The organism is Arcobacter sp. CECT 8989 (assembly GCF_004116715.1).
In the GTDB taxonomy this organism is placed as follows: Bacteria; Campylobacterota; Campylobacteria; order Campylobacterales; family Arcobacteraceae; genus Halarcobacter.
In genome coordinates, this window is the sequence record NZ_PDKE01000004.1 from 146,624 (window position 1) to 169,244 (window position 22,621).

The following is a 22,621-nucleotide window of genomic DNA, read 5'->3' on the forward strand; positions in this document are numbered from 1 at the left end:
CTTAAAATCACAAACATTAAAATTTCACTGATAAACATGACAATTCCTTTGCATATCTTATAATAAATGAATACTCATTCATAAAGTAAGAAGTATAAAGAAAATAGCTTTATATAACTCTTAAGTAGTTTTAAAAACCTTCTCGTATTGTTCTAGTCTAAAATCAAAAGTAGTATAGTCTGGATTTTGTAGTTTTCTTTCTTTGTAGAGTCTGTTTGAACCAATATATCTATTAGCTGCATTTGATGGAGAAGTAAGGGAAATAGTTTTTATTTCTCTATTATCAAGGATAAATTTATGCTGTTTTGGAATATCAGAGCAAACAAGTTCAAATTTTATATTTTGTTTTTTAAGTATCTGTCTTAAAAAATATTCTGGACCATTTTTTGAGTTTCCTCCTGTAAAAATAAGAGTATCTATAGTTTTGTATTCAAGTAGATAGTTAAGCATATCTCGCAAAACAATCTCACTCATACCTAAATCACTTGCATCTACTTTTTCTCTTTTACATGAATCTACAATATCACAAATACCAATTTGATTTTTATCTAAAAACTCTTTTCTTTGAATAACTGCTTCTTGGCTATTATCAAAGAGTAAGTTTAATGAATAAATCTTATCTAAAGTCTGCCATAAAAGGTTATCTTTTGAACCATAACAAAAGTTTACATCCTCTTTTTTGAACTCTTTTTTACAAAATCTTGGAGGTGGTAAAGTACCTACAATAATCTTTTTTGTATCTTTATTTAAGTAGGGTTTATAAGGATGAAAGTGATGAAACAAGTTATGCCTTTCTTTTTTTCAAATTTTAACTTTTAAAGCTTAAAATATTAAGGCTTTAAATATTTATTATTTAACTAATTAGTTATAAGTTTTTAGATATAATCTTTCTTATTTTATAAAGGTTTTGTTTGAAAGTTGGTGTGTTTGATTCAGGTCTTGGAGGCTTAACAGTAGTTCAAGCAATCGCAAACTCTTTAAAGGGTATTGAGGTTTTTTATATTGCAGATACATTGTTTGCCCCTTATGGAGAAAAAACAAAAGAACAAATTTTAAAGCATAGTTTAGATATTACAAATTATTTAATAAAAACACATAAAATAGATGCTTTAATTGTAGCTTGTAACACAGCAACATCAGCAGCAATTATAAATTTAAGAGAAGAGTTTCCTAATTTAATTGTAATAGGAACAGAACCTGGTGTAAAACCAGCAATGCAAACAACTGAATCTAAAAGTATAGGAGTTCTAGCAACACCTGCTACTTTAAGTGGTGAAAAGTATCAAAAGCTTTTAAAGGATTTATCTTTAGAGCATGAAGTTATGGTTTATGACCAAGCTTGTAAAGGTTTAGTTGAACAAATAGAAAACGGAAAAGTTTCCCATGTAGATACACATAAGATGTTAACTACTTGGTTGGAACCTATGAAAGAAAAAAGTGTAGATACTATAGTTTTAGGTTGTACTCATTATCCTTTAGTTAGTGATTTAATAAAAGAGATTATGGGAGCAAATATAAAATTAATTGAGACAGGTTCTGCTATTGCAAGAAGATTAGAGAGTTTAACTTCTAATAATATAAAAAATAAAGAAACAAGAATAAAAGTTTTCTACACAGGTGAAATAAAAAAAGATATGATTAATATGATTTTAGAAAATTGGGAAGATGGTGGAAAAATAATGGTAAGGGAAGTACATGAGCAATAATGAAATTGAAAAAAAAGTTTTAGCATTAAAATATAGACCAAAAAGATTTGAAGATTTAGTTGGGCAAACAACAATTTCACAAACACTTTCATTGGCATTAGACTCAAATAGATTATCTCATGCTTACCTTTTTAGTGGATTAAGAGGAAGTGGTAAAACTTCGACTGCAAGAATTATGGCAAAAGCACTTCTTTGTTCAAATGGACCAACATCAAAGCCATGTGAAGTATGTGAAAACTGTCAAAGTGCAAATGCAAATAGACACTTAGATGTTATTGAAATGGATGCTGCTTCAAATAGAGGTATTGATGATATTAAAGATTTAATTGAACATACAAAATACAAACCAAGCAGTGCCAGATTTAAAGTGTTTATTATCGATGAGGTTCATATGCTTACTACACAAGCATTTAATGCCTTACTTAAAACACTTGAAGAACCTCCTGGTTTTGTAAAGTTTATTCTTGCAACTACTGACCCATTAAAACTTCCAGCAACTATTTTAAGCCGTACTCAACACTTTAGATTTAATAAGATTGCAAATACTGATGTACTTCATCACTTATCACATATTTTAAATGAAGAGAATATCGAGTTTGAAACTGCTGCAATTGATATTATTTCAAGAAGTGGACAAGGAAGTTTAAGGGACACTCTAACTTTACTTGACCAAGCTATTATTTTCTCAAAGGGAAAAATAACAGTAGCAGCTGTAGTTGATATGTTAGGTCTTATTGAACCAGAACTTATGGATAAGATTTTTGATGTAATATTAAAAAAAGGTGATGTAAGAGACCTAGTTAAAGAGCTTGAAAACTATGAAGTTTCTCAAGTTTGTGATGAGATGACAATTTATCTTAGACAAAAGATGCTTGATAAAGATGCAAAATTTGATTTACTTCTTTTTGATAGATTCTTTAGAATCTTAAGTGATGCAAAACATTTACTAGCTTTAAATTCAGATGGATCTTTTGTTCTTATTTTAAGTCTTCTAAAAATGATTGAAGCAACAAACCTAAAAACTATTGATGATATTATCAATCAAGTTGAAGAAGTAGAAGTCAAGCCTATGATGAAAGAGGCAATATCAGTTCAAAAAGTTGTAGAGCATGCAAATAATGATGTTAATCATGCTTATGATGATAAGCCAGTACAGTTAAATGAACAATATCATCAAAACCAACGTACTGCAAATGCACAAAATGATATCTCTTTAGATAGTATTGATGCAATTGAGACTGTAAAACCTATAGAAACTGTAGAGAAAGCAGCTGTTCAAGAAGCAGTTCCTTTTGAACAAGAACCTACACAAGAAGTAGTTCAAGTAAAAGAAGAGCCAACTCAAATTCAAGAGCCAGTAGCTCAAACTGCTTTAGAAAAAGAACCAGAGGTTCAAGAAGATAGTTTTGCTACTCCTTTTGATGAGTTTTCAACACCATTTGATGAACCAAGTACTGAACAAACAAAAGAAGAGGTAGTTTCTTCTGAAACTTCTACTGTAACAGAAACTACACAAGTTGAAACACCAGTTGTACAAGAAGAGAAACAAGAAGAACCTTCTTCTAATCCATTTGAAAACAGTACACCTTTTGAAGCTACACCAGAACCTCTTCAAGCTCAAGAGTCAGTAAGCCAAAATGAAGTACAAGCTGAAAATGTACAAGTAGAACAGGCTGTTGAACCTGCACAAGTACCTCAAGAAGAACCTACAGTTGAAGCCTATGACCCAAACAAAGATGTGTATGAAAAACTTATCAATAAAGTTTATGAAAGAGATGTTCAATTAGGAGAACTTTTTGAGCATAATTTTATCTATAAATCATTTGAAGATAATAAACTTCAAATAAGCTCTTATGCACAAGGGGAAGATAGAAAATTCTTACTTAAACATTATGGTGTAATCAAAATATTCATTTATGATATTTTCGGTGAAAATACAGAGATTGAATTTTTAAAGGAAGACCCCTCCACAAGAGGAGCCTAAAAATCAGAATACTACACAAGTAGCAGAAGAACAAAATAACTCATCTGATAGTGGCTCTATGATTGAAGATGTTGAGGTAGGTTCTGGTTGTGTTGCTGATATGCAAAAAACAGCAAACCCAGCTCCTTCTCAAAGGGAGTTAGAGCTAAATGAGATATTAAATTCTCCAATGCTTGATAGAGCAAAAGAGTTATTACATGTTAAAAAGATAACTGTAAAAACTAGAAATTAATGAAAGGAAATATATGATTTTAAAACTACTGCTTCCAATATTTTTATTGGCAACTTATTTAAGTGCTGATAAGATAGAAGACCAAATATTAGAGTTTGAAAAGAAAAGATTTTCTCAAAACCCTAGAGTAGAGGTTGATGATTTATCAATTTTTATGAAAAAAGAGTTAGCTCAAAAGGGTTGGTATGGTTTTATTGTTGATATTAAAGCAACAATGGCTGGAAATAAAGTAAATGCTAAAGATATAGTATTTTCAAATGGAGAAGTTATCTCATCTGAGTTATTTGACTTAAAAACAGGAAAATCACTAAAAGATTTAATGACTCCTAAGTTAACTGAAAAATATTATGATAAGAAAAGATTAATTGCAGGAAATCATAATGCAAAAGATAAGATTGTAGTATTCTCTGATCCTTTATGTCCGTTTTGTATGGATTATGTGCCAGATGTAATTAAACATGTTAAAAAATATGAAGATAAAATAGCACTATACTACTATCATTTCCCTCTTTTAGCTATTCATCCAGCAGCAGCTCCTTTAGTAAAACTAATGGCAAAAGCAAAGCATGATGGAATAAAAGATATTGAGCAAAAAGTATATTCAGTATTTTGGGATGAAAAGTTTTCATCAAAAGTAAAAGATGAAACTATTGTAATTGATGCGTTTAATAAAGTGTTTAAAACATCATATACAAAAGAAGATATAAACAGCAAAAAAATAAATGAAGAAATCTTTGAAGATGTATCTATGGGTGAAAATGTTTTAGTTCAAGGTACACCAACTGTTTTTATTAATGGTGAACAAGATAAATCTAAATTAAAATATGAAGAGTTAGGAAAATAAATGAAGAAAATAGTAATAGCAACAAGAAGTAGTAATTTAGCATTATGGCAAAGTGAATATATCAAAGCACAAATAAATGAACACTATCCAGACTTAGAAGTTGAGTTAAAATCATTTTCTACAAAAGCAGATAAGATTTTAGATGTTCCTTTAGCAAAAATTGGTGGTAAAGGTTTATTTACAAAAGAGTTAGAGATAGCACTTTTAAATAAAGAAGCTGATATTGCTGTTCACTCTTTAAAAGATGTTCCAGTTGAATTTGAAGATGGTTTTGTATTAGCTGCACTTTCTAAAAGGTTTGACCCAAGAGATGCACTTTTAAGTGAAAAGTATGCAAGTATTCAAGAACTACCTGAAAATGCAGTTGTAGGAACAACAAGTTTAAGAAGAAGACTTGAAATTAAACTATTAAGACCTGATATTGTTTTAAAAGACTTAAGAGGAAATATTAACACTAGAATAGGAAAACTAAAAGCTGGTGAGTATGATGCTATTATTTTAGCTGCAACTGGTGTTCAGAAACTTCAAATTGAAGATGAAGTTAAACACTTCAACCCTATTTCAACAGAAGATATGATTCCATCAATGGGGCAAGCAACTTTAGGAATTGAAACTTTAGATAATCCAGAGTTAGTTGAGTTATTATCTGTATTACATGATAAAGATGCTGAAATTGAATCTACTATTGAAAGAGATTTTGTTAGAACATTAGAAGGTGGTTGTCAAGTTCCTATTGGAATTAAAGCAACTATTATTGATGAAAACTCTGTAGATGTTAGAGCAATTGTTGGTATGCCAGATGGAAGTGAATATATTCAAGAAGATATTGTTGCAGATATTAATGAATATAAAACTATTGGTAAAACTTTAGCTCAAAATTTTATTGACCAAGGTGCAAAAGAGTTACTAGCTCGAGCAGAAAAAGTAGCATTTACATAGCATTTTTAAGGGCTTTTTGCCCTTTATGCTTAGTTACTTCTCAAATTAAAAAAATCCCAAGTAAAATAGTAAATTTACTAGATTTTCCCTATATATTTTTGTATTATTAATTATTAAATTAAGGAGATAATATGAGAATAAAACCAGAAAATTCAATCTTTGTACAAGTAGATATCCAAGAAAAACTATTCCCACATATTTCAAATAATGAAGAGTTAGAAAAGAACTTACAGATTTTAATCAAAGGATTAAAGTTACATGAAGTTCCTATTATTGTAAATGAGCAATATAAAAAAGGTATTGGTGAAACAATTCCTAGTATTCAAGAACTAACAAAAGATTATCCTCACTTTGAAAAAACAACATTCTCTTGTTGTGGAAATGAAGATGGATTAAATGCTATTAAAGCAAGTGGTAGAGATACTGTTATTTTAGCAGGTATTGAAACTCATGTTTGTGTTTTACAAACAGCAATTGATTTATTAGAAGAGGGATTTAAAGTTGTATTAGTAACTGATTGTGTTAATTCAAGAAAAGAGAAAGATAAAGAGATGGCAATAACTAGACTTGTTCAAGCAGGAGTTATTCCAACTACTTATGAATCATTATTATTTGAGCTAACAGTAAATGCAAAACACCCTGTATTTAAAGAAATCTCAAAACTTGTAAAGTAGCCTAGGCTGCTTTACTTAAGAACATACAAAACTATTTATTTACTAAATTTTACAATTTTGTTATAATATTTTATATTAAAGGCAAAATATGAAATATCTTCCAAAAATTTTATTACTTTTATTTATGCTTACTACTTTAAATGCAACTAATAGTGAGTATTATCAGGTTAAAGAATATCTAGAAAAAAATAAACAAGAATACAAATACAATGAGTTTAAAAGAACTGTAAAAGAGAATGCACAGGCTTTAGAAAAAAAGAATAAAAAAATCAAAGTCGTACTTGTGTATCCTGCAAATCAGATTTCTGATTATTGGAGAAAAAGTAAAATCTCTTTTGAAAAAAGGTTAAAAGAGTTAAATATAGATTATGAATTAATTGAGTTCTTTTCAAAACCTGCAGTTGAAATAAAAGAGCAATCAAAACACTTAATGAAAGCATTAAAACTAAATCCTGATTATCTTATTTTTACCCTTGACGCGAATAAACATAAAAAGTTTATTGAAAGAATTATTAGTAAGAAAAAAACAAAACTTATTTTACAGAATATAACAACTCCTATAAAAGCATGGGGAGAGAGACAACCTTTTATTTATGTTGGTTTTGATCATTATAAGGGAAGTAAACTTTTAGCAGATTATTATATTAAACAGACAAATGGAAAAGGTAATTATGCTGTTTTATATGGTTCTAAAGGTTATGTTAGTTTTATGAGGGGAAATAAGTTTATAGACTATATTAGAAAAAACTCTGAATTAAAAGTAATACATGAATACTATACTGATGTAAATAAAGAGAAAGCAAAAAATGCAACACTAGATTTACTTAATAGAGATAGTAATATAAAGTTTATCTATGCTTGTACAACTGATATTGCAATGGGAGCAATAGAAGCATTAAGAGAAAAAAACTTATTAGGTAAAATAAAAGTAAATGGCTGGGGTGGAGGCTCTAGTGAATTAGAAGCTATTGAAAAAGGCGAGCTTGATATAACTGTTATGAGAATGAATGATGATAATGGTGTAGCAATGGCAGAAGCAATTAAGTTTGATATCTCTAATCAATCATATAAGGTTCCAACTATTTACTCAGGAGAGTTTGCTCTAGTAGATAAAAACATAGATAAAACTGAGTTGGAGAATTTAAAAAATATAGCTTTTAGGTATACAAAAGATGATTAAGAAAAAGAAATTTTCCCTTACCTTAATAAATAGTTTATCTATTATAATATTTTTAATAGTTGTATCTTTTGGTATTTCTATTTGGGCATTCTTTTCTACAGAAAAAGTACTAAATCACAATTTAAAACAGTACTTTAATCAAACAAAAAACCTGACAAAAATAATAGTAGCAAATGAGAAAAAAAGTCTTGATGAGATTACTTTTAAAATAAGTAAGATTCTTTCAAAAGTAGATGAAAGTAAAAACTCTATAGAGAGATTAATAAGTGATTCAATATCTACTGATCAAGTGGATTTACTCTATTTAGAAAAGGATAAAGAGATTATAGATTTCAGTAACTCTTTATTTGACACAGATTATATAATTAAACAAATAAGTAAAAAAAGAGTAAAAGAAGGAAATATCTTTTTAATCATAGAAAACAAAGGAGAGAAGTTTTTAATTCTTCTTAGTTCTAAAAAGATTATTAATCAAAAAACAGGAAGAGTAAATGCAAAACTTTATGCGGGAAAAATAATAAATGACAACTTCTCGATAGTTTCTAATATCAAAGAAAATGCTTCTTTAGTAGATGTTTTTGTTTACCATGATGATTATTTAATAGCAACAACTGCAAAAAATGAGTTAACAAATATTGAGAGTTTAAAAAACAAAGAGATAATAAAGAACAATGACAAGATATATTTCAATGAAAGAGTTAATATTAGTAATAATGATTTTATAAATGTAATATATATTATCAACAACTCTTCAATCTCATTATTGAAAAATGATTTTATGAAAGCTGGAATACTACTACTCTTTTTTGTTGTGGTCTCTTTTTCAATTTTATATATTGTTACAAATAGATATTTTATAGAACCCTTCTCAAAACTTCTAAACTTTGCAAATGAATCAAAAGATAATAAATTAGTAATTTATGAACAGAGCAATATTTTAGAGTTTGATAATTTTGCAGTAAACCTAAAAGATATCATTGATGAGCTAAGAGATTTAAAAGAGCAATATGCAAGAGCCATTGAGGGAGTTCAAGATGGACTTTGGGACTTAGACTTAGTAAATGATAGCGCATACTACTCTAGAAGATATTTAGAGATGTTAGGTTATAACTCTTTAGATGAGGTAGATGATATTAAAAACTTTTGGAAAAAGAGTGTTCATCCTGCTGATTATAAAAATACTTTAAAAAAACTAGCTAAACACCTAAGAGGAGAAACAAGCTTTTATCAAGACCATTATAGATTTAGATGTAAAGATGGTTCTTATAGATGGCTAAGAATTAGAGGAAAAGTATTTTTTGATATAGAAAGAAAACCAATAAGAATGACAGGTTTTCATACGGATGTTGATGAAATTATTAGACTACAAAAAGATAATAAGAAAAAAGAACAAATGATTTATCAGCAAAGTAAATTAGCCTCTATGGGTGAAATGATTGGTAATATTGCCCACCAATGGAGACAGCCTTTAAATGTAATTAGTACTATCTCTTCAAGTCAAATTATGCAAATAGAACTTAAGATAGATAAAAAAGAAGAGACTATAAGAGATTTAGAAAAAATAGTTGATACGGTTCAATATCTATCTACAATTATTGATAAATTTAGAAACTTCTTTAACCCAAATAAAGAGCTTGAAACATTTAACTTAGAAGATATCATAAAAGAGAATATAGAAATCTTTGAAACCTCATATAAGTCTCATGGAATATATCTGCATACTGATTTAACACCAGTTAATATAAAAGGTTATAAGTTTGAATTAATGCAAGTAGTTATTAATCTTATCAATAATGCAAAAGATGCCATTCAAGCTAATTTAAAACCAGAAAATAAAAAGTATATTTTTATGAAGAATTATATTGATAATGATAAAGTTATTATAAAAGTATTTGATAATGCCGGTGGAATTAAAAAGAAAATAAAAGAGAAAATTTATGAACCTTATTTTACTACAAAGCATAAATCTCAAGGAACTGGTTTAGGTCTTTATATGTCTTCAGAAATTATAAAAAAGCATTTTAATGGGCAAATTTTTAATGAAACCATTGAGTATGAGTACGAAAAAGGAAAATACAAAGGGGAAGAGTTTACAATAGTAATACCTATTAATGTAAATTAATAGGTATTAAACTCTAAGTAGATATTTTCCATATTTTAAAGTCCAAACAAAAAATAAAAGTATCCAAATCGTTGCACTTAAGTGTAAGATATTCATAAACATAGTTGAGTTATCTAATACTAAAATAGAAGCAGCAACTCTTGCTATAACTAAAACTTGTGTTAATACAAAAAGCCATTTCGTAAGTTCATCTGCAACAATAGGTTGAGCAGGAATTGCATGACCTAAGCTAACTCTACTTCCAAACCCAATTAATAAAGTTGTCACAAACCCAAGGGCAAAAATATGAAGTCCTAGTTTTAAAATAGAACCTTCTAATAGTGATTCAATAAATATTCCTGCAAAACCTAATGGAAACCATGCAAAACCAAGTACTAAAATCTGTAAAATAGCACTTGTCTTTTTAAACATATTAAGTTTAATAAATACATATGCAAAAAATAAAAATGATAAAAATGAACTAGCAATAATAAGAGGTTTTAAGTCAAACTGTAAAGCAATAGCAACAATTGTGATTAGTACAAAAGATAAAGGTTTAATAAACTTAGGCTTTTGCCATGGATTGATTTTTGTATAGGTAAAATAAAACCCTGGAATCATTCTTAAAGCTACAAAATACACCATATTAATTAAATAAGCAAAAAAGATTAAATAAGATAAATTTAGACTAAATAAAGCTTCAATAGTAAGAAGAACAGCACCTATAATAAAAATAGAGTTTAAGTAAATACTATCCTCTTTGATAAAGGCTTTTCCTTCTTTTATAGTTGAGTAAAAAATCTTTGCGAAATAAAACATCACTAATGCAACAATTAGTTTTCCAACTATTGGATTTATCAATAAGCCTATGAAAATACCACCTTGCATAATAATCCATGGCTTTACATATAGGCTTTCTTTAATTGCAGGGGCTGCATTATATTTTGGAATAACTGTAATTAAAAACCCTAAGAAAGCATTTGTAAATACTGCATAATTTAGTCCAAAACCATGAATAGTGGAAAACTCTAAAGATGTTTTACCCATCAAAGAAAATAGGGTCAATATCATTATAAAGATAGAGAAAAAGATTGCACTTACAAAAAACATTTGGTGAGCTTGTGAACAAAATTTTTCTTTCCATGTTTGTTCTATAATTTGTTGTTTGGGAGAGGTTGAAAATTGCATAACATATCCTAATAAATTTTAGGAAGTATTACATAAAAGAGAGGCTAGTTTATTGATTTTAATCAATAAAAAAGGCCTGAACATAAAGTTCAGACCTTTTCAGCTTGGCTATATTGTCTAATTAAACGTCCATAGTGCCAGCAGGTACGTGAACATTACCATCCATGATGATTCTTGCACTTCTACTCATACTAGCTTTTTCTACAATATATTTTCCATCTTTTTGTGATAAAGATGCTCCAACCTTGATTGCCCCTGATGGATGACCGAAAGTAACTGTATCTTTCTCTCCTCCACCAGCAGCAAGGTTAACTAATGTCCCTGGAATACAAGCAGCAACACCAATAGCAACTGAAGCAGTTCCCATCATCGCATGGTGTAGTTGTTGCATAGATAAAGCTCTTACATGTAAATCCATTTCTGATGATTTTACTTCTTTACCAGAAGAAGTAATAAAGTCTTGTGCGCCAGATACAAATGCAATTTTTGGTGTGTGTTGTTGAGTTAATGCATCCTCGGCACTTTGCATAACACCCATTTTAAGAGCACCTGCAATTCTGATTTTTTCAAATCTCTCTAAAGCTTCAGTATCAGAATTAATATCACCTTGAAGCTCAGTACCTTTGTATCCAATTTCATCAGCATTTACAAATACAGTTGGAATACCAGCAGTAATCATAGTTGCTTTAAATGTTCCTACACCTTCAACTTCTAAATCATCTACTAAGTTTCCAGTTGGGAATAGTTCTTCAGATGGGTCAACTGGCTCAACAAACTCTAGTTTGATTTCCTCAGCAGGGAAAGCAACCCCATCAATCTCATAGTCACCCATCTCTTTAACCATTCCATTTTCCATTGTTACATAACATAGAATAGTTTTTTTGATGTTTGCTTGCCAAATTCTTACACAACAAACACCATTTTCAGGTACATTATCAACTAATCCTTCATGAATAGCAAAAGGACCAACAGCAGATGATAAGTTTCCACAGTTTCCACTCATATCTACAAAGTCTTTATCAATAGCAACTTGGCAGAAGTAATAATCTACATCGTGATTTGGAACATCAGATTTTCCAACTAAAATAGCTTTAGATGTAGATGAAGAAGCTCCACCCATTCCATCCATTTGTTTTTTATAAATATCAGGAGAACCTACAATTCTTTGAAGTAATTTATCTCTTTTTCTTCCATCTTCTTGTGCTTCTTTTGGAAGGTCTGCAATATTAAAGAAAGTACCCTTTGAAGTACCGCCTCTCATATATGTTGCTTTTACTTTAAATTGTGGTTGATAAGCCATGTTTTTTCCTTGTAAATTTGAATATTATCTTTTTTAAATATGAAAACTTTATTCATACTAAAAAAAGATAAACTAAAGGAAATGTTTCCTTTAGTTTATAAAGATATTATTAACCTTCTGCAACAACATCTTTAGCGAATTTTTGTAAAATACCACCATTTTTGTATACATCTACTTCAGCAGAAGTATCTAATCTACATAATACAGGGAATTTAACAACTTCACCATTTGCTCTTGTCATAACAACAGTTAAGTCACATCTTGGAGTGATTTCACCTTCAATATCAAAAGTCTCAGAACCATCAATATTGTAAGTAAATCTTGTATCACCTTCTTTGAATTGTAATGGTAATACACCCATTCCAACTAAGTTAGTTCTGTGAATTCTCTCAATTGACTCAGCAATAAGAACTTCAACACCAGCAAGTCTTACACCTTTTGCTGCCCAGTCTCTTGATGAACCTTGACCATAGTTAGTACCAGCAATTATAATAAGCGGTTGTTTTCTATTGTTATACTCTTCAATAGCTTCCCACATTCTTGACTCAGTACCTTCTGGCATAATCTTAGTTAATGAACCTTGCTTAACATTTCCATTTTCATCTTTAACCATTTCATTAAATAGTTTTGGATTTGCTAAAGTTGCTCTAGAAGCAGTATTGTGGTCACCTCTATGCGTAGCATAAGAGTTAAGGTCAGGAATTGGAAGACCTTTTGAAATACAATACTCACCAGAAGCTGAATCTGGTAAAATAGCATTTGATGGCGATAAGTGGTCAGTTGTAATGTTATCTGGGAATACACCTAATGGTCTTAAACCTTGAAGTGCAGGCATTTGCATATATTCATCTTCCCAATATGGTGGTTTTTGAATATAAGTTGAGTTTGGATTCCACTTATAGAATGGCTCAGCTTTAACAGCAGTGATACCTTCTCTATTAAACATTGGGTCATAGATATTGTTATACATTTCAGGTCTAACAAACTCTTTTTCAACTGCATCAATCTCTTCATCAGATGGCCATAAATCAGCTAACTTGATGTCGTTACCATTTGCATCTTTACCTAATACGTCATTTTCAATATCAAATCTAACAGTACCAGCTAATGCATATGCAATAACAAGTGCAGGAGATGCTAAGAATGCTTCTTTTACGTATGGGTGGATTCTTCCATCAAAGTTTCTGTTTCCAGAAAGTACAGCAGTTGAATAGATATCTCTATCAATTACTTCTTGTTGGATTTTTGGATCTAATGCACCAGACATACCATTACAAGTAGTACATGCAAAACCAACTACACCGAATCCTAATTTTTCCATTTCTGGTAATAATCCAGCTTCTTTTAAATAAACTTCAATAACTTTTGAACCTGGTGCTAATGAAGACTTAACCCATGGCTTTCTTTGTAATCCAAGTTCGTTTGCTTTCTTAGCTAATAATCCAGCAGCAATAACGTTTCTTGGGTTTGAAGTATTTGTACAAGAAGTAATAGCAGCAATTAAAATACCACCATCTGGAATTAAATCACCCTCTTGAGTCCACTCTTTTACGATACCTTCTTCTTTTAAAGTAGAAGTTGGAACTAATTTATGAGGTTTAGAAGGACCTGCTAAAGATCTAGTTACTTTAGATAAGTCAAATTGAATAGTTCTAGCATATGTAGCATTTTCAAATTGATCTGCCCATAAACCATTAGCTTTAGCGTAAGCTTCAACTAATTCACATTGTTTTTGCTCTCTACCTGTTACTTTTAAGTAAGAAATAGTTTGCTCATCAATAGCGAACATACCAGCAGATGCACCATATTCAGGAGTCATGTTTGCAATAGTAGCTCTATCACCTAAGTTAAGGTATTTAATACCTTCACCGAAGAACTCTAAGTATGCAGAGATAACATTGTTTTCTCTTAAGAATGAAGTCATTGAAAGTGCAATATCAGTTGCAGTAATTCCAGGTGCTCTTTCACCAACGATTTCAACACCAATAATTTCAGGAACTCTCATATATGAAGGGTTACCTAACATTACGTTTTCAGCTTCTAATCCACCAACACCAACAGCGATTACACCAAGTGCATCTACGTGTGGAGTATGTGAGTCAGTACCAACTAATGTATCTGGACTTGCAACACCGTCATTTAAGTGTACAACTGGAGACATTTTTTCAAGGTTGATTTGGTGCATAATACCATTACCTGGAGGAATAACATCTACATTGTTGAATGCTTCTTTAGTCCAGTTAATAAAGTGGAATCTATCTGCATTTCTTCTATCTTCGATATCTCTATTTTTTTGGAATGCATCTGGATCAAATCCACCACACTCTACTGCTAATGAGTGGTCAACGATTAATTGTGTTGGAACAACTGGGTTAACCTTATCAGGGTTACCGCCTTTACTTGCAACTGCTTCTCTTAGTCCTGCTAAGTCAACAAATGCTGTAAGTCCTAAGATATCGTGACAGATTACTCTTGATGGATACCAAGGGAAATCCTTGTCTGTTCTTTTTTCAATTAATTGAACTAGTGAATCTTTTAAGTCTTCACTTGGACATTTTCTAATTAAGTTTTCTGCTAATACTCTTGAAGTATAGTTTAGTTTTTCAAATGAACCAGGAGTAATATCTTCTACTGCTGATTTTACATCATAATACTTAACACCATCTACACCATCAAGGTCTTTAAGATATTTTTCGTTTGTCATTTTATATACCTGTTTATTAAAGTTTAGGTTTTCCCAATATTTTGCCATCAGTGCTAAATTTTATATGAATTTATCCACTGAAGTGTGGCACTTTGTTTTAAGTAAGCTTTAAAAGCTTACTTAAAATAGTTTTAGTCAAATTTGTTTCCCGTAAGGGAAGAGTAGTTTATTATGCTCTATCTTCTAAAGCAACGAAATCTCTTGGCTCAGGTCCAGTATACTCTGAACTTGGTCTGATAATTCTGTTGTTTGCTCTTTGTTCAAATGCGTGAGCAGCCCATCCAGCAGCTCTTGACATAATGAATAATGGAGTATAATATAATCTTTCGATTTCCATATAGTGATAAATTAATCCACCGAAGAAGTCGATATTATCTGGTAAACCTTTTTCAGCTTTAACTTTATCTCTAACTGCTTTAGCAATATCAAATAATTTAGGGTCAGAAGTTTCTAACTCTTTTAATTCTTTTGCTAATTCGAAACCGATTGGTGATCTTGGGTCAACTTCTCTATATACTCTGTGACCGAATCCCATGATTTTTTCTTTTTTAGCGAATAATTCATCAACTGAAGTTAACGCGTGCTCAACATTGTCAAATCCAAGTACAAATTTAATTGCAACTTCATTTGCTCCACCGTGTAAGTGACCTTTTAATGTACCAATACCAGTAGTCATACAAGAGTAGATGTCTGATAATGTAGATGCAGTAATTCTGTTTGCAAAAGTTGATGCATTGAATTCATGCTCTGCATATAAAGTTAACATAGCGTTCATAGCTTTAACTTCAACGTCTAAAGGTTTAACTTCTTTTAATCTTTCTACAATATATCCTGCAATTGTATCTTCATCAGAAGCTAATTCAATCTCTTTACCATTTACGTGCCAGTGATGCCAGTAAACTAAGAATGAAGGAAATGCTCCTAATAATCTTGTAATTTTATCCATTTGGTCAGAGAAATCTTCTGCTTCTGGCTCAATACAACCTAAAGCTGAAGTAGCAGTCTTCATAACATCCATTGGGTGAGAAGAAGCTGGAATTGCTTTTAATACTTCTTTTACAGAAGCTGGTAATTGTCTACCTGCAATAATTTTTCTTCTGAACATTTTAAGTTCTTGTTTATTTGGTAATTCACCATTTAATAGTAAAAATGCAACTTCTTCGAAGTCAGCTTTTAAAGCTAAATCTGCAATATCATAACCTCTATAGTTAAGACCATTTCCTAATCCACACGTACAAATTGCTGATTGACCTGCTGTAACACCTGCTAATCCACTCATTATATTCTCCTTATATTTATCTTTTCCCTAGATTTTTTTAATTTAAATTATAATTTATGTATAAATTATTTTGCTTTTCCCTTAGCAAATAATTCATCCATTTTCTTTTCATAGTCATGGTAACCTAACATATCGTATAGTTCCATTCTTGTTTGCATAGTATCAAGAACACCTTCTTGAGTACCTTTGTCTTTTAATTCTTGGTATACATTTAATGCAGCTTTATTCATTGCTCTAAATGCTGATAATGGGTAAAGTACCATATCAATTCCAACAGAAGCTAACTCTTCAGTTGTGAACATTGGTGTTGCACCAAATTCAGTAATGTTTGCTAATACTGGAACATCAATTTGATCGCAGAACTCTTTATACTCTTTTAAAGTATGAATTGCTTCAGCAAAAATAGCATCTGCACCAGCTTCAACGTAAGCTTTTGCTCTAGCAACTGCTGCATCTTGACCTTCTGATTGGTGTGCATCAGTTCTTGCAATAATATAGAACTCTGGGTCTAATTGCATTTTAGCATCAACTGCTGCTCTAATTCTGTCACACATTTCTTCAGTTGTAACTAACTCTTTGTTTGGTCTGTGACCACATCTTTTAGCTGCAACTTGATCTTCGATATGCATACCAGCTGCACCAGATCTAATGAATTCTTTAACAGTTCTTGCAACATTAAATGCATGTCCCCAACCTGTATCAGCATCTACGATTACTGGAGTATCACAAATAGAAGTAATTCTTCTAATATCAATACATACATCCTCAATCATAGTCATACCTAAATCAGGTAATCCGTAAGAAGCGTTTGCAATACCACCACCAGAAAGGTAGATAGCTTTGTGTCCAACTTTTGTAGCTTGTAATGCTTGGTAAGCATTAATTGTTCCTACAATTTGTAAAGGACTTTCTTCTTTTAAAGCCTCTCTAAATTTTTTTCCTGCGCTCATGTTAATCCTTCATAAAATTAATTGACTTTCATTATACATGAGATTTATATTTAGGCAATGTATATTTTTTGTTTTGGAAACGGCAATTTTTTTTATGAAAATTTAAATATGTACAATATTTGTTCTTATGTATTGTTTTGGTACAATAATGCTTAAATATAAGTTTAAGGTTTGAAAATGATGTATAAAAACGGCATTGAGAAGTTTATAGAAATTTTTAAAAGGTCTAATCTAAGTATATCTAAATTTGCTTCATTGATTCAAAAAGATAGAAGAACAGTTACTTCTTGGATTGATAATATTTCTGATATAGAGCCAAATGAAGATGTAAAACAAAAAATATGTACAATATTTAGATACCCAGATTTTATTTGGGAAGAGGGATGTACTGGTGATGAGTTTGTTAAGTCAATTACTCAGATTCCTCAAAAAGAAGTAAGAATTATAGATGAAGACTATTATGGAAGATTAAAATACATAATGGATATTGAAAAAAATAGAAGATTTGTAATTCAAGCACAATTCCCTGGACCTATGTATAGAGATACAGCAGTAAAGAAAGTATACAGAACAAAAACTTCAACAGAAATAGAAGAGTTAAAACAAGCAAGAATAGAACAAATGCTTAGATATGATTATGATACTACAGAGTGGTACTCTATTAAATCAGTATTATCTTTCTGTTTTGCTAACTTTGGTAACTTTTATACAAAAGAAGAAAAAATCAAAATTTTAGAACTTATATATGAACTATTTAATAATAACTATAATAAAAAGCTTTTCTTATTTGATTCTTTTTCAAGAAAAATTTATGGAATGGAAACAACATATATCTCTATAAATGTTAAGCAAAAGATTCTTTTCTTTAAATCACCTATTGAGTCAGTATTTATAGAAATTAGAAATAAAAACTTAGTGGAAAGAATGCATAAGTACTACTCTTCTCCTGTTGAAGCGCCATCTCATGTAAACTTTTTAGAATCAATTAATATTATCAATATTTTAAAAGATGCAGTAAGATATAACAATAGTATTTTACAAGCTTATGAAACAATCAATAGAACAACAGATTATGGAGAGCTTTTCTATAATAACCTGAGTATAGATTTACAAAAACAAGTAAGCAAACCAAAACCTGGACAAAAAAGAAACTAAAGGTAGATTATGGATTTTACATTATATATAAATGAGTTTATGATTTTAATGACAGCTTTGCTTATTGCACTATTAGCTCCGGGTCCAGATTTTGCAATGGTATTTAAACAAAGTATCACTTATGGAAGAAGAGCTTCTATTTTCACAAGTATTGGAATAGGTCTTGGAAGTTCTATTCATATAATATATTGTATATTAGGAATAGGGCTTATTATTTCAAAGTCAATTATTCTTTTTAATATTATTAAATATCTAGGTGCAGCATATTTAATCTACCTTGGAATATCAAGTTTGAGGTCAAAAGGTTTCAAAATTGATAAAAATAACACAATAGATGATAAAAACATAAGTGATTTTAAATCTTTTATGGTAGGATTTTTATGTAATGCATTAAATCCAAAGGCAACACTATTTTTTCTATCAATGTTTACAGTTGTGATAAGTATTGATACTCCACTTTTTGTTCAAGCTATTTATGGACTATTTTGTGTATTACTAGCAACACTATATTTTGTAATAACTTCATTGTTTTTAACTAAAGATAGTGTAAGAAGATTTTTTAATAAATTTGGAGCTTGGTTTGATAGAGCAGTTGGTGCTGTTTTAATATCACTAGGAATAAAAATAGCATTAAGTAAATAAGGAAACATATGAGTAGTAAAGACAGACTATTAAAAGTGACTTTTGATGAGATTTATGTAAATGGATACTATGCGACATCAGTTGATAAAATCCTTAAAAAAGCAAAAATGAACAAAGGTAGTATGTATCATTTTTTTAAATCTAAAAAAGAGTTAATGTTAGCTGTTATTGATGCTCATATTTTTGAATATATAGATAAAAAGTATGGTGCGATTTTAGATACAGAAGGTAACTATATTGATGCCATGTTTGAAGTTTTAAACAATAAAGAGTCATTTAACTTTACTTTTGGATGTAGATTAAATACTTTAGTTCAAGAACTTTCTCACCAAGACAAAGATTTCAAGGTGGCTTTAGAGAAAGTATATACTCACTTTGAAGGGATTTTAGAAAAAGTATTTTTAAAAGCAAAAGCTAACAATGAAATTGAATATGAAGATATTAAAGGTTTAGCAGTGTTTGTAGTTGCAACTATTGAAGGTGCTTTATCTACTGCAAAGAAATCTCAAGATGGAATGCATTTTGAAACTTGTATGAAACAATTGAAGCTTTTTTTTGAGTCAATTAGCAAAAAGTAATTTTTATCAGTTTAAGTGATAAAAACTCTTGACTATATAGTCAATCTTTGGTATAATTTTTTTGACTAAGTAGTCATGTCCCTTTTTTTGTGTCCATGACTTGACTATCTAGTTAACCCTTCCCCCGATTTAGTTCTCATAAATTATTATGGAACTTCAATCTACTCTTTATCCAAACTACAGTTTAGTAGTATGATAATTTGCTTAAAAGCATTAGCCTAATAAAAAGAACGAAAGTTCTTTTTATTAGAATTTACTTTCAATTTACAATAAATTTAACTCTTCACTTATATCTTTTATGAGTTTTGAAAGTGGTCGCTTGTGTAGATCTTCATTTTTTTTATATCCACATGTTATAAACTTATGTATTTCTGCTTCATCAAATCCTACTCCACTTAATGATTTACGAAGTACATCAAAATGTTCTTTGGTATCTTCATTGTATAGCTTTGAATAAAGTTCATAAACTATATCTCCATGATGTTTATAAAAATCTTCAAGTTTAAAATATTTATCATTTATATCAATTTTTGTAACTAGTTTAGGTGGAAAGTTATCGATAGATTTAATATCAAAACTAAATTTAAAATTATCATTTTTCATTTCATAAGGGCTTACTAATTTATCTTTATAACTATCATTATTGCCTTTTACTGTTGTCCCATTACATATTGAACAAGAAGGTATAAGATTATAGAATGAAACTCCTAAATATGGATATTTATCTTTAGGAAAAAAATGGTCTATCTGAGGTCTAACTACTCCTCTTCTACTTACTGATTGAATATATGCTCTATTGCAATAGGGACAAGTTTGTAGCCCAATATCATTCACAAATTTTAAACCATCAAACTTATTGGTTGAATATATATTGTTGATAAAAACATTATATATAACTTTTTTTAAGTTTTCCGACATTTGAGGTTCAAAATCATCAATAGTAGCTCGTAATTTTTCTGTATTTGCAGTTAATATTTCTTTTAATTTTTTTTCTAAATTAATAGATTTCAAAAAATCTAATTCATTTGTATTAAGTAGAATTTGAGAACGTTTTTTTGTTGCTTTTAGTCCACAGTTTCTTATAATACGATTCAGTTGACTTTGCACATTTTCCCACATCTTCTCAGCATATTTATCTGCTTGAGTTTGCTCAATCTTTAGGCTTAACATTCTTTAGCCTTTCAATCTCTTCTTCAAGTCTTTTGATTTTTGCTTTATTCTTCACTTTATCACTTGAATAGTTTTCATGAAACTTCTCTTCTAGTTTGTACTTTAAAAATGGTTCACCAACTATTTGGATAATTTTCCAAGCATCTTTTTTTGTTTGGATTGTTGATTTAGCATTGTTTAAAAAATTAATAACATTTTGAATTTTATCTTTAGCAAACTCTCCCATAAGCCCATCTTGCATAAAAAAACCGTGTGAAAGTAAAGTATGAATATTTGCTCCAAAAGTTTGTTGATTATCTTCAAACGGGTAAACTTGTTTTCCTTTTTCTAAAAATATTACATTTTCTTTTGGTATGTCTGAAAGTATGAATGGAGAATGTGAAGTAACTAAAAATTGAAATTTATATTTATTACTAATTAATGTATGTTTAATTAAAAAATCTATGTAACTAATAATTATGTTAATTAATTCTCTCTGCCATTGAGGATGTAGGGATAAATCTATTTCATCTAACAATATAATTCTATTATCATTTAAATTTATAAACGTATATATAAGGTTAACAATAAATTTTAATATTTGTTTCTCTCCCGTACTTAAATCCTTATAAGTTACAAAAGATTTTCTATCAAAAAAATTTATAGTCAAAATTTTATAATTATATAAATACTTATATAAACTATCTTCATTAATCCATTTAAAAAAAGTATTGATATTGGTATCGTTTATATCATTACTTCTAGATATTAATATTTGTGTTTTTGTTTCAAGTTGAAAGTTTTCATTTAAGTACTGTATATAGTTTGAAAAGTTCTGTATAGATTTTAATTCTTCTATATTCCTATTAAAATGATCGATTTGTCCTTGCTGTGTTCTAAATATTTCATTAATAGTTTTTTCTAGAGTATTAAAATAGTTTTGAATGGTAAGTAATATTGCAAAATTTTTCTCTTTGGAATCATTTATCTTTTTATTGTTTATAATTATTTCAATAATATTTATTAATTCATCAAAAAACTTACTTTTAAATTTTTCATTAGTATAATTAGCAAAATCAATTACAATATCTATATACTTATCTAGATAGAAACTTGAAAGGAAATTATAAATATATATTTCTTTTGTAGGTTTATTTTCTGTTTCACCTAATATGAATGTTGATGTATCAATGTTTTTTTCAAAAAAATATTTGATTTTCTGAGTTTTTGTTTTTGCTTCATCATCAATAATATCAAAATCAATCTTTCTAAAATCTAACTCTATTCTCATAGTAGAAAATAAAAATGATTTATCTAATATCGAAAATATATCATCTTTTTTATTCAATAAATAAGCAAATTTATTTTCAAATCTCTCTGAGCCTCTAAACCCATTATAAAAATCTTGGTAATGACCAGCCTTAATTAATGGGTTTTTTTTACTTAAATCATCAAGTCCATTAGAAAAAAAACTTAATTGATATAGTTTACTTGTAATAACTTTTGTTTCAATATTATATGTTGTTTTATTATGTATGTTACTTGTATTAAAAGATTGGAAGGTGTCATAACTTTCCATTTTAGATGAAGGTATATAAAATATATCTTTTTCTAAAAATACCAAAAAAATATTACTATTTTTTAATTTTTCAAATCTAAAAAGTGAAATGATTTCAAGTAGTCTACTCTTTCCACTTCCATTCTCCCCAACGATTGCAGTGATATTTGTATTTTCAGGAAATATACTTACATACTCTTTGTTTTCATCAATTATTAATTCACAATTGTCTTTTAATTTTCCATTCTCATCATACTCATCTTTAAATTCACACTTAAACCTAGGAGAAAAATTAAATCCTTGTTTTTCTATATTTTTATATTTCTCTACCCATAAATAAACTAATTCCATAATAACTCTTTAATATAATATTTTTAGATATATTATAAGAATATCATTTAAAAGTTTATATAAGTACAAAAGAGTTACTTATAAGCTTTTAATATGATACAAAATAA

Annotated in this window: 19 protein-coding genes; 11 read left to right on the forward strand and 8 right to left on the reverse strand. The window is 29.1% G+C overall.

Annotated features, from left to right (window positions below; translation table 11 throughout):
* Positions 1-120: 120 nt before the first annotated feature.
* The gene (locus CRV02_RS05590; RefSeq protein WP_129089499.1) at positions 121-783 is read right to left on the reverse strand and encodes a uracil-DNA glycosylase family protein; all 663 of its coding nucleotides are present in this window, start codon (positions 781-783) and stop codon (positions 121-123) included.
* 128 nt (positions 784-911) lie between these two features.
* Here CRV02_RS05590 and murI point away from each other — a divergent pair, with 128 nt between their 5' ends.
* From murI to CRV02_RS05625, 8 genes are all read left to right on the forward strand, one after another.
* Positions 912-1,706, forward strand: a complete 795-nt coding sequence (murI, locus tag CRV02_RS05595) for a glutamate racemase (RefSeq protein WP_129089500.1) — start codon at positions 912-914, stop codon at positions 1,704-1,706.
* Positions 1,696-3,690: a DNA polymerase III subunit gamma/tau gene (locus CRV02_RS15020; RefSeq protein WP_258239234.1), complete on the forward strand. Its 1,995-nt coding sequence runs from the start codon at positions 1,696-1,698 to the stop codon at positions 3,688-3,690. Before murI ends, CRV02_RS15020 begins: the two co-directional genes overlap by 11 nt.
* 58 nt (positions 3,691-3,748) lie before the next feature.
* Positions 3,749-3,922 carry a hypothetical protein gene (locus CRV02_RS14805; protein WP_164968965.1) on the forward strand — a complete coding sequence of 58 codons (174 nt, stop codon included), beginning with the start codon at positions 3,749-3,751 and terminating at the stop codon, positions 3,920-3,922.
* Between the two features lie 13 nt (positions 3,923-3,935).
* Positions 3,936-4,766, forward strand: coding sequence for a thioredoxin domain-containing protein (locus CRV02_RS05605; protein WP_129089501.1), 831 nt, complete (start codon positions 3,936-3,938; stop codon positions 4,764-4,766).
* The gene (gene hemC / locus CRV02_RS05610; RefSeq protein ID WP_129089502.1) at positions 4,767-5,705 is read left to right on the forward strand and encodes a hydroxymethylbilane synthase; all 939 of its coding nucleotides are present in this window, start codon (positions 4,767-4,769) and stop codon (positions 5,703-5,705) included.
* A 131-nt stretch (positions 5,706-5,836) separates the two neighbouring features.
* Positions 5,837-6,379 (forward strand): hydrolase, encoded by a 543-nt coding sequence (locus CRV02_RS05615; RefSeq protein WP_129089503.1) that lies wholly within the window; start codon positions 5,837-5,839, stop codon positions 6,377-6,379.
* An 88-nt stretch (positions 6,380-6,467) separates the two neighbouring features.
* A complete protein-coding gene (locus CRV02_RS05620) occupies positions 6,468-7,559 on the forward strand; it encodes an autoinducer 2-binding periplasmic protein LuxP (protein ID WP_129089504.1) in 1,092 nt (363 codons plus the stop codon).
* Positions 7,552-9,681 carry a PAS domain-containing protein gene (locus CRV02_RS05625; RefSeq protein WP_129089505.1) on the forward strand — a complete coding sequence of 710 codons (2,130 nt, stop codon included), beginning with the start codon at positions 7,552-7,554 and terminating at the stop codon, positions 9,679-9,681. Before CRV02_RS05620 ends, CRV02_RS05625 begins: the two co-directional genes overlap by 8 nt.
* 6 nt (positions 9,682-9,687) lie before the next feature.
* Here CRV02_RS05625 and CRV02_RS05630 read toward each other — a convergent pair whose 3' ends face one another.
* From CRV02_RS05630 to prpB, 5 genes are all read right to left on the reverse strand, one after another.
* Positions 9,688-10,848, reverse strand: coding sequence for an NnrS family protein (locus CRV02_RS05630; protein ID WP_129089506.1), 1,161 nt, complete (start codon positions 10,846-10,848; stop codon positions 9,688-9,690).
* A 121-nt stretch (positions 10,849-10,969) separates the two neighbouring features.
* Complete coding sequence (gene prpF, locus CRV02_RS05635; RefSeq protein WP_129089507.1) at positions 10,970-12,148, reverse strand: 2-methylaconitate cis-trans isomerase PrpF; 1,179 nt, start codon at positions 12,146-12,148, stop codon at positions 10,970-10,972.
* Positions 12,149-12,257: 109 nt separating this feature from the next.
* The gene (gene acnD / locus CRV02_RS05640) at positions 12,258-14,852 is read right to left on the reverse strand and encodes a Fe/S-dependent 2-methylisocitrate dehydratase AcnD (RefSeq protein ID WP_129089508.1); all 2,595 of its coding nucleotides are present in this window, start codon (positions 14,850-14,852) and stop codon (positions 12,258-12,260) included.
* Positions 14,853-15,021: 169 nt separating this feature from the next.
* Positions 15,022-16,131, reverse strand: coding sequence for a citrate/2-methylcitrate synthase (locus tag CRV02_RS05645; RefSeq protein WP_129084634.1), 1,110 nt, complete (start codon positions 16,129-16,131; stop codon positions 15,022-15,024).
* A 65-nt stretch (positions 16,132-16,196) separates the two neighbouring features.
* Positions 16,197-17,081, reverse strand: a complete 885-nt coding sequence (gene prpB / locus CRV02_RS05650; RefSeq protein WP_129089509.1) for a methylisocitrate lyase — start codon at positions 17,079-17,081, stop codon at positions 16,197-16,199.
* A 177-nt stretch (positions 17,082-17,258) separates the two neighbouring features.
* On the opposite strand from prpB, the gene CRV02_RS05655 reads away from it, so the two are divergent.
* The 3 genes from CRV02_RS05655 to CRV02_RS05665 are packed head-to-tail and all read left to right on the forward strand — an operon-like array spanning position 17,259 to position 19,456.
* Positions 17,259-18,236, forward strand: coding sequence for a hypothetical protein (locus CRV02_RS05655; protein ID WP_129084636.1), 978 nt, complete (start codon positions 17,259-17,261; stop codon positions 18,234-18,236).
* Positions 18,237-18,245: 9 nt separating this feature from the next.
* Positions 18,246-18,878, forward strand: coding sequence for a LysE family translocator (locus CRV02_RS05660; protein ID WP_258239235.1), 633 nt, complete (start codon positions 18,246-18,248; stop codon positions 18,876-18,878).
* An 8-nt stretch (positions 18,879-18,886) separates the two neighbouring features.
* A complete protein-coding gene (locus CRV02_RS05665; protein WP_129089510.1) occupies positions 18,887-19,456 on the forward strand; it encodes a TetR/AcrR family transcriptional regulator in 570 nt (189 codons plus the stop codon).
* A 264-nt stretch (positions 19,457-19,720) separates the two neighbouring features.
* Here CRV02_RS05665 and CRV02_RS05670 read toward each other — a convergent pair whose 3' ends face one another.
* A complete protein-coding gene (locus CRV02_RS05670; RefSeq protein WP_129089511.1) occupies positions 19,721-20,626 on the reverse strand; it encodes a hypothetical protein in 906 nt (301 codons plus the stop codon).
* Positions 20,607-22,514 (reverse strand): AAA family ATPase, encoded by a 1,908-nt coding sequence (locus CRV02_RS05675; protein ID WP_129089512.1) that lies wholly within the window; start codon positions 22,512-22,514, stop codon positions 20,607-20,609. Before CRV02_RS05675 ends, CRV02_RS05670 begins: the two co-directional genes overlap by 20 nt.
* Positions 22,515-22,621 lie beyond the last annotated feature (107 nt).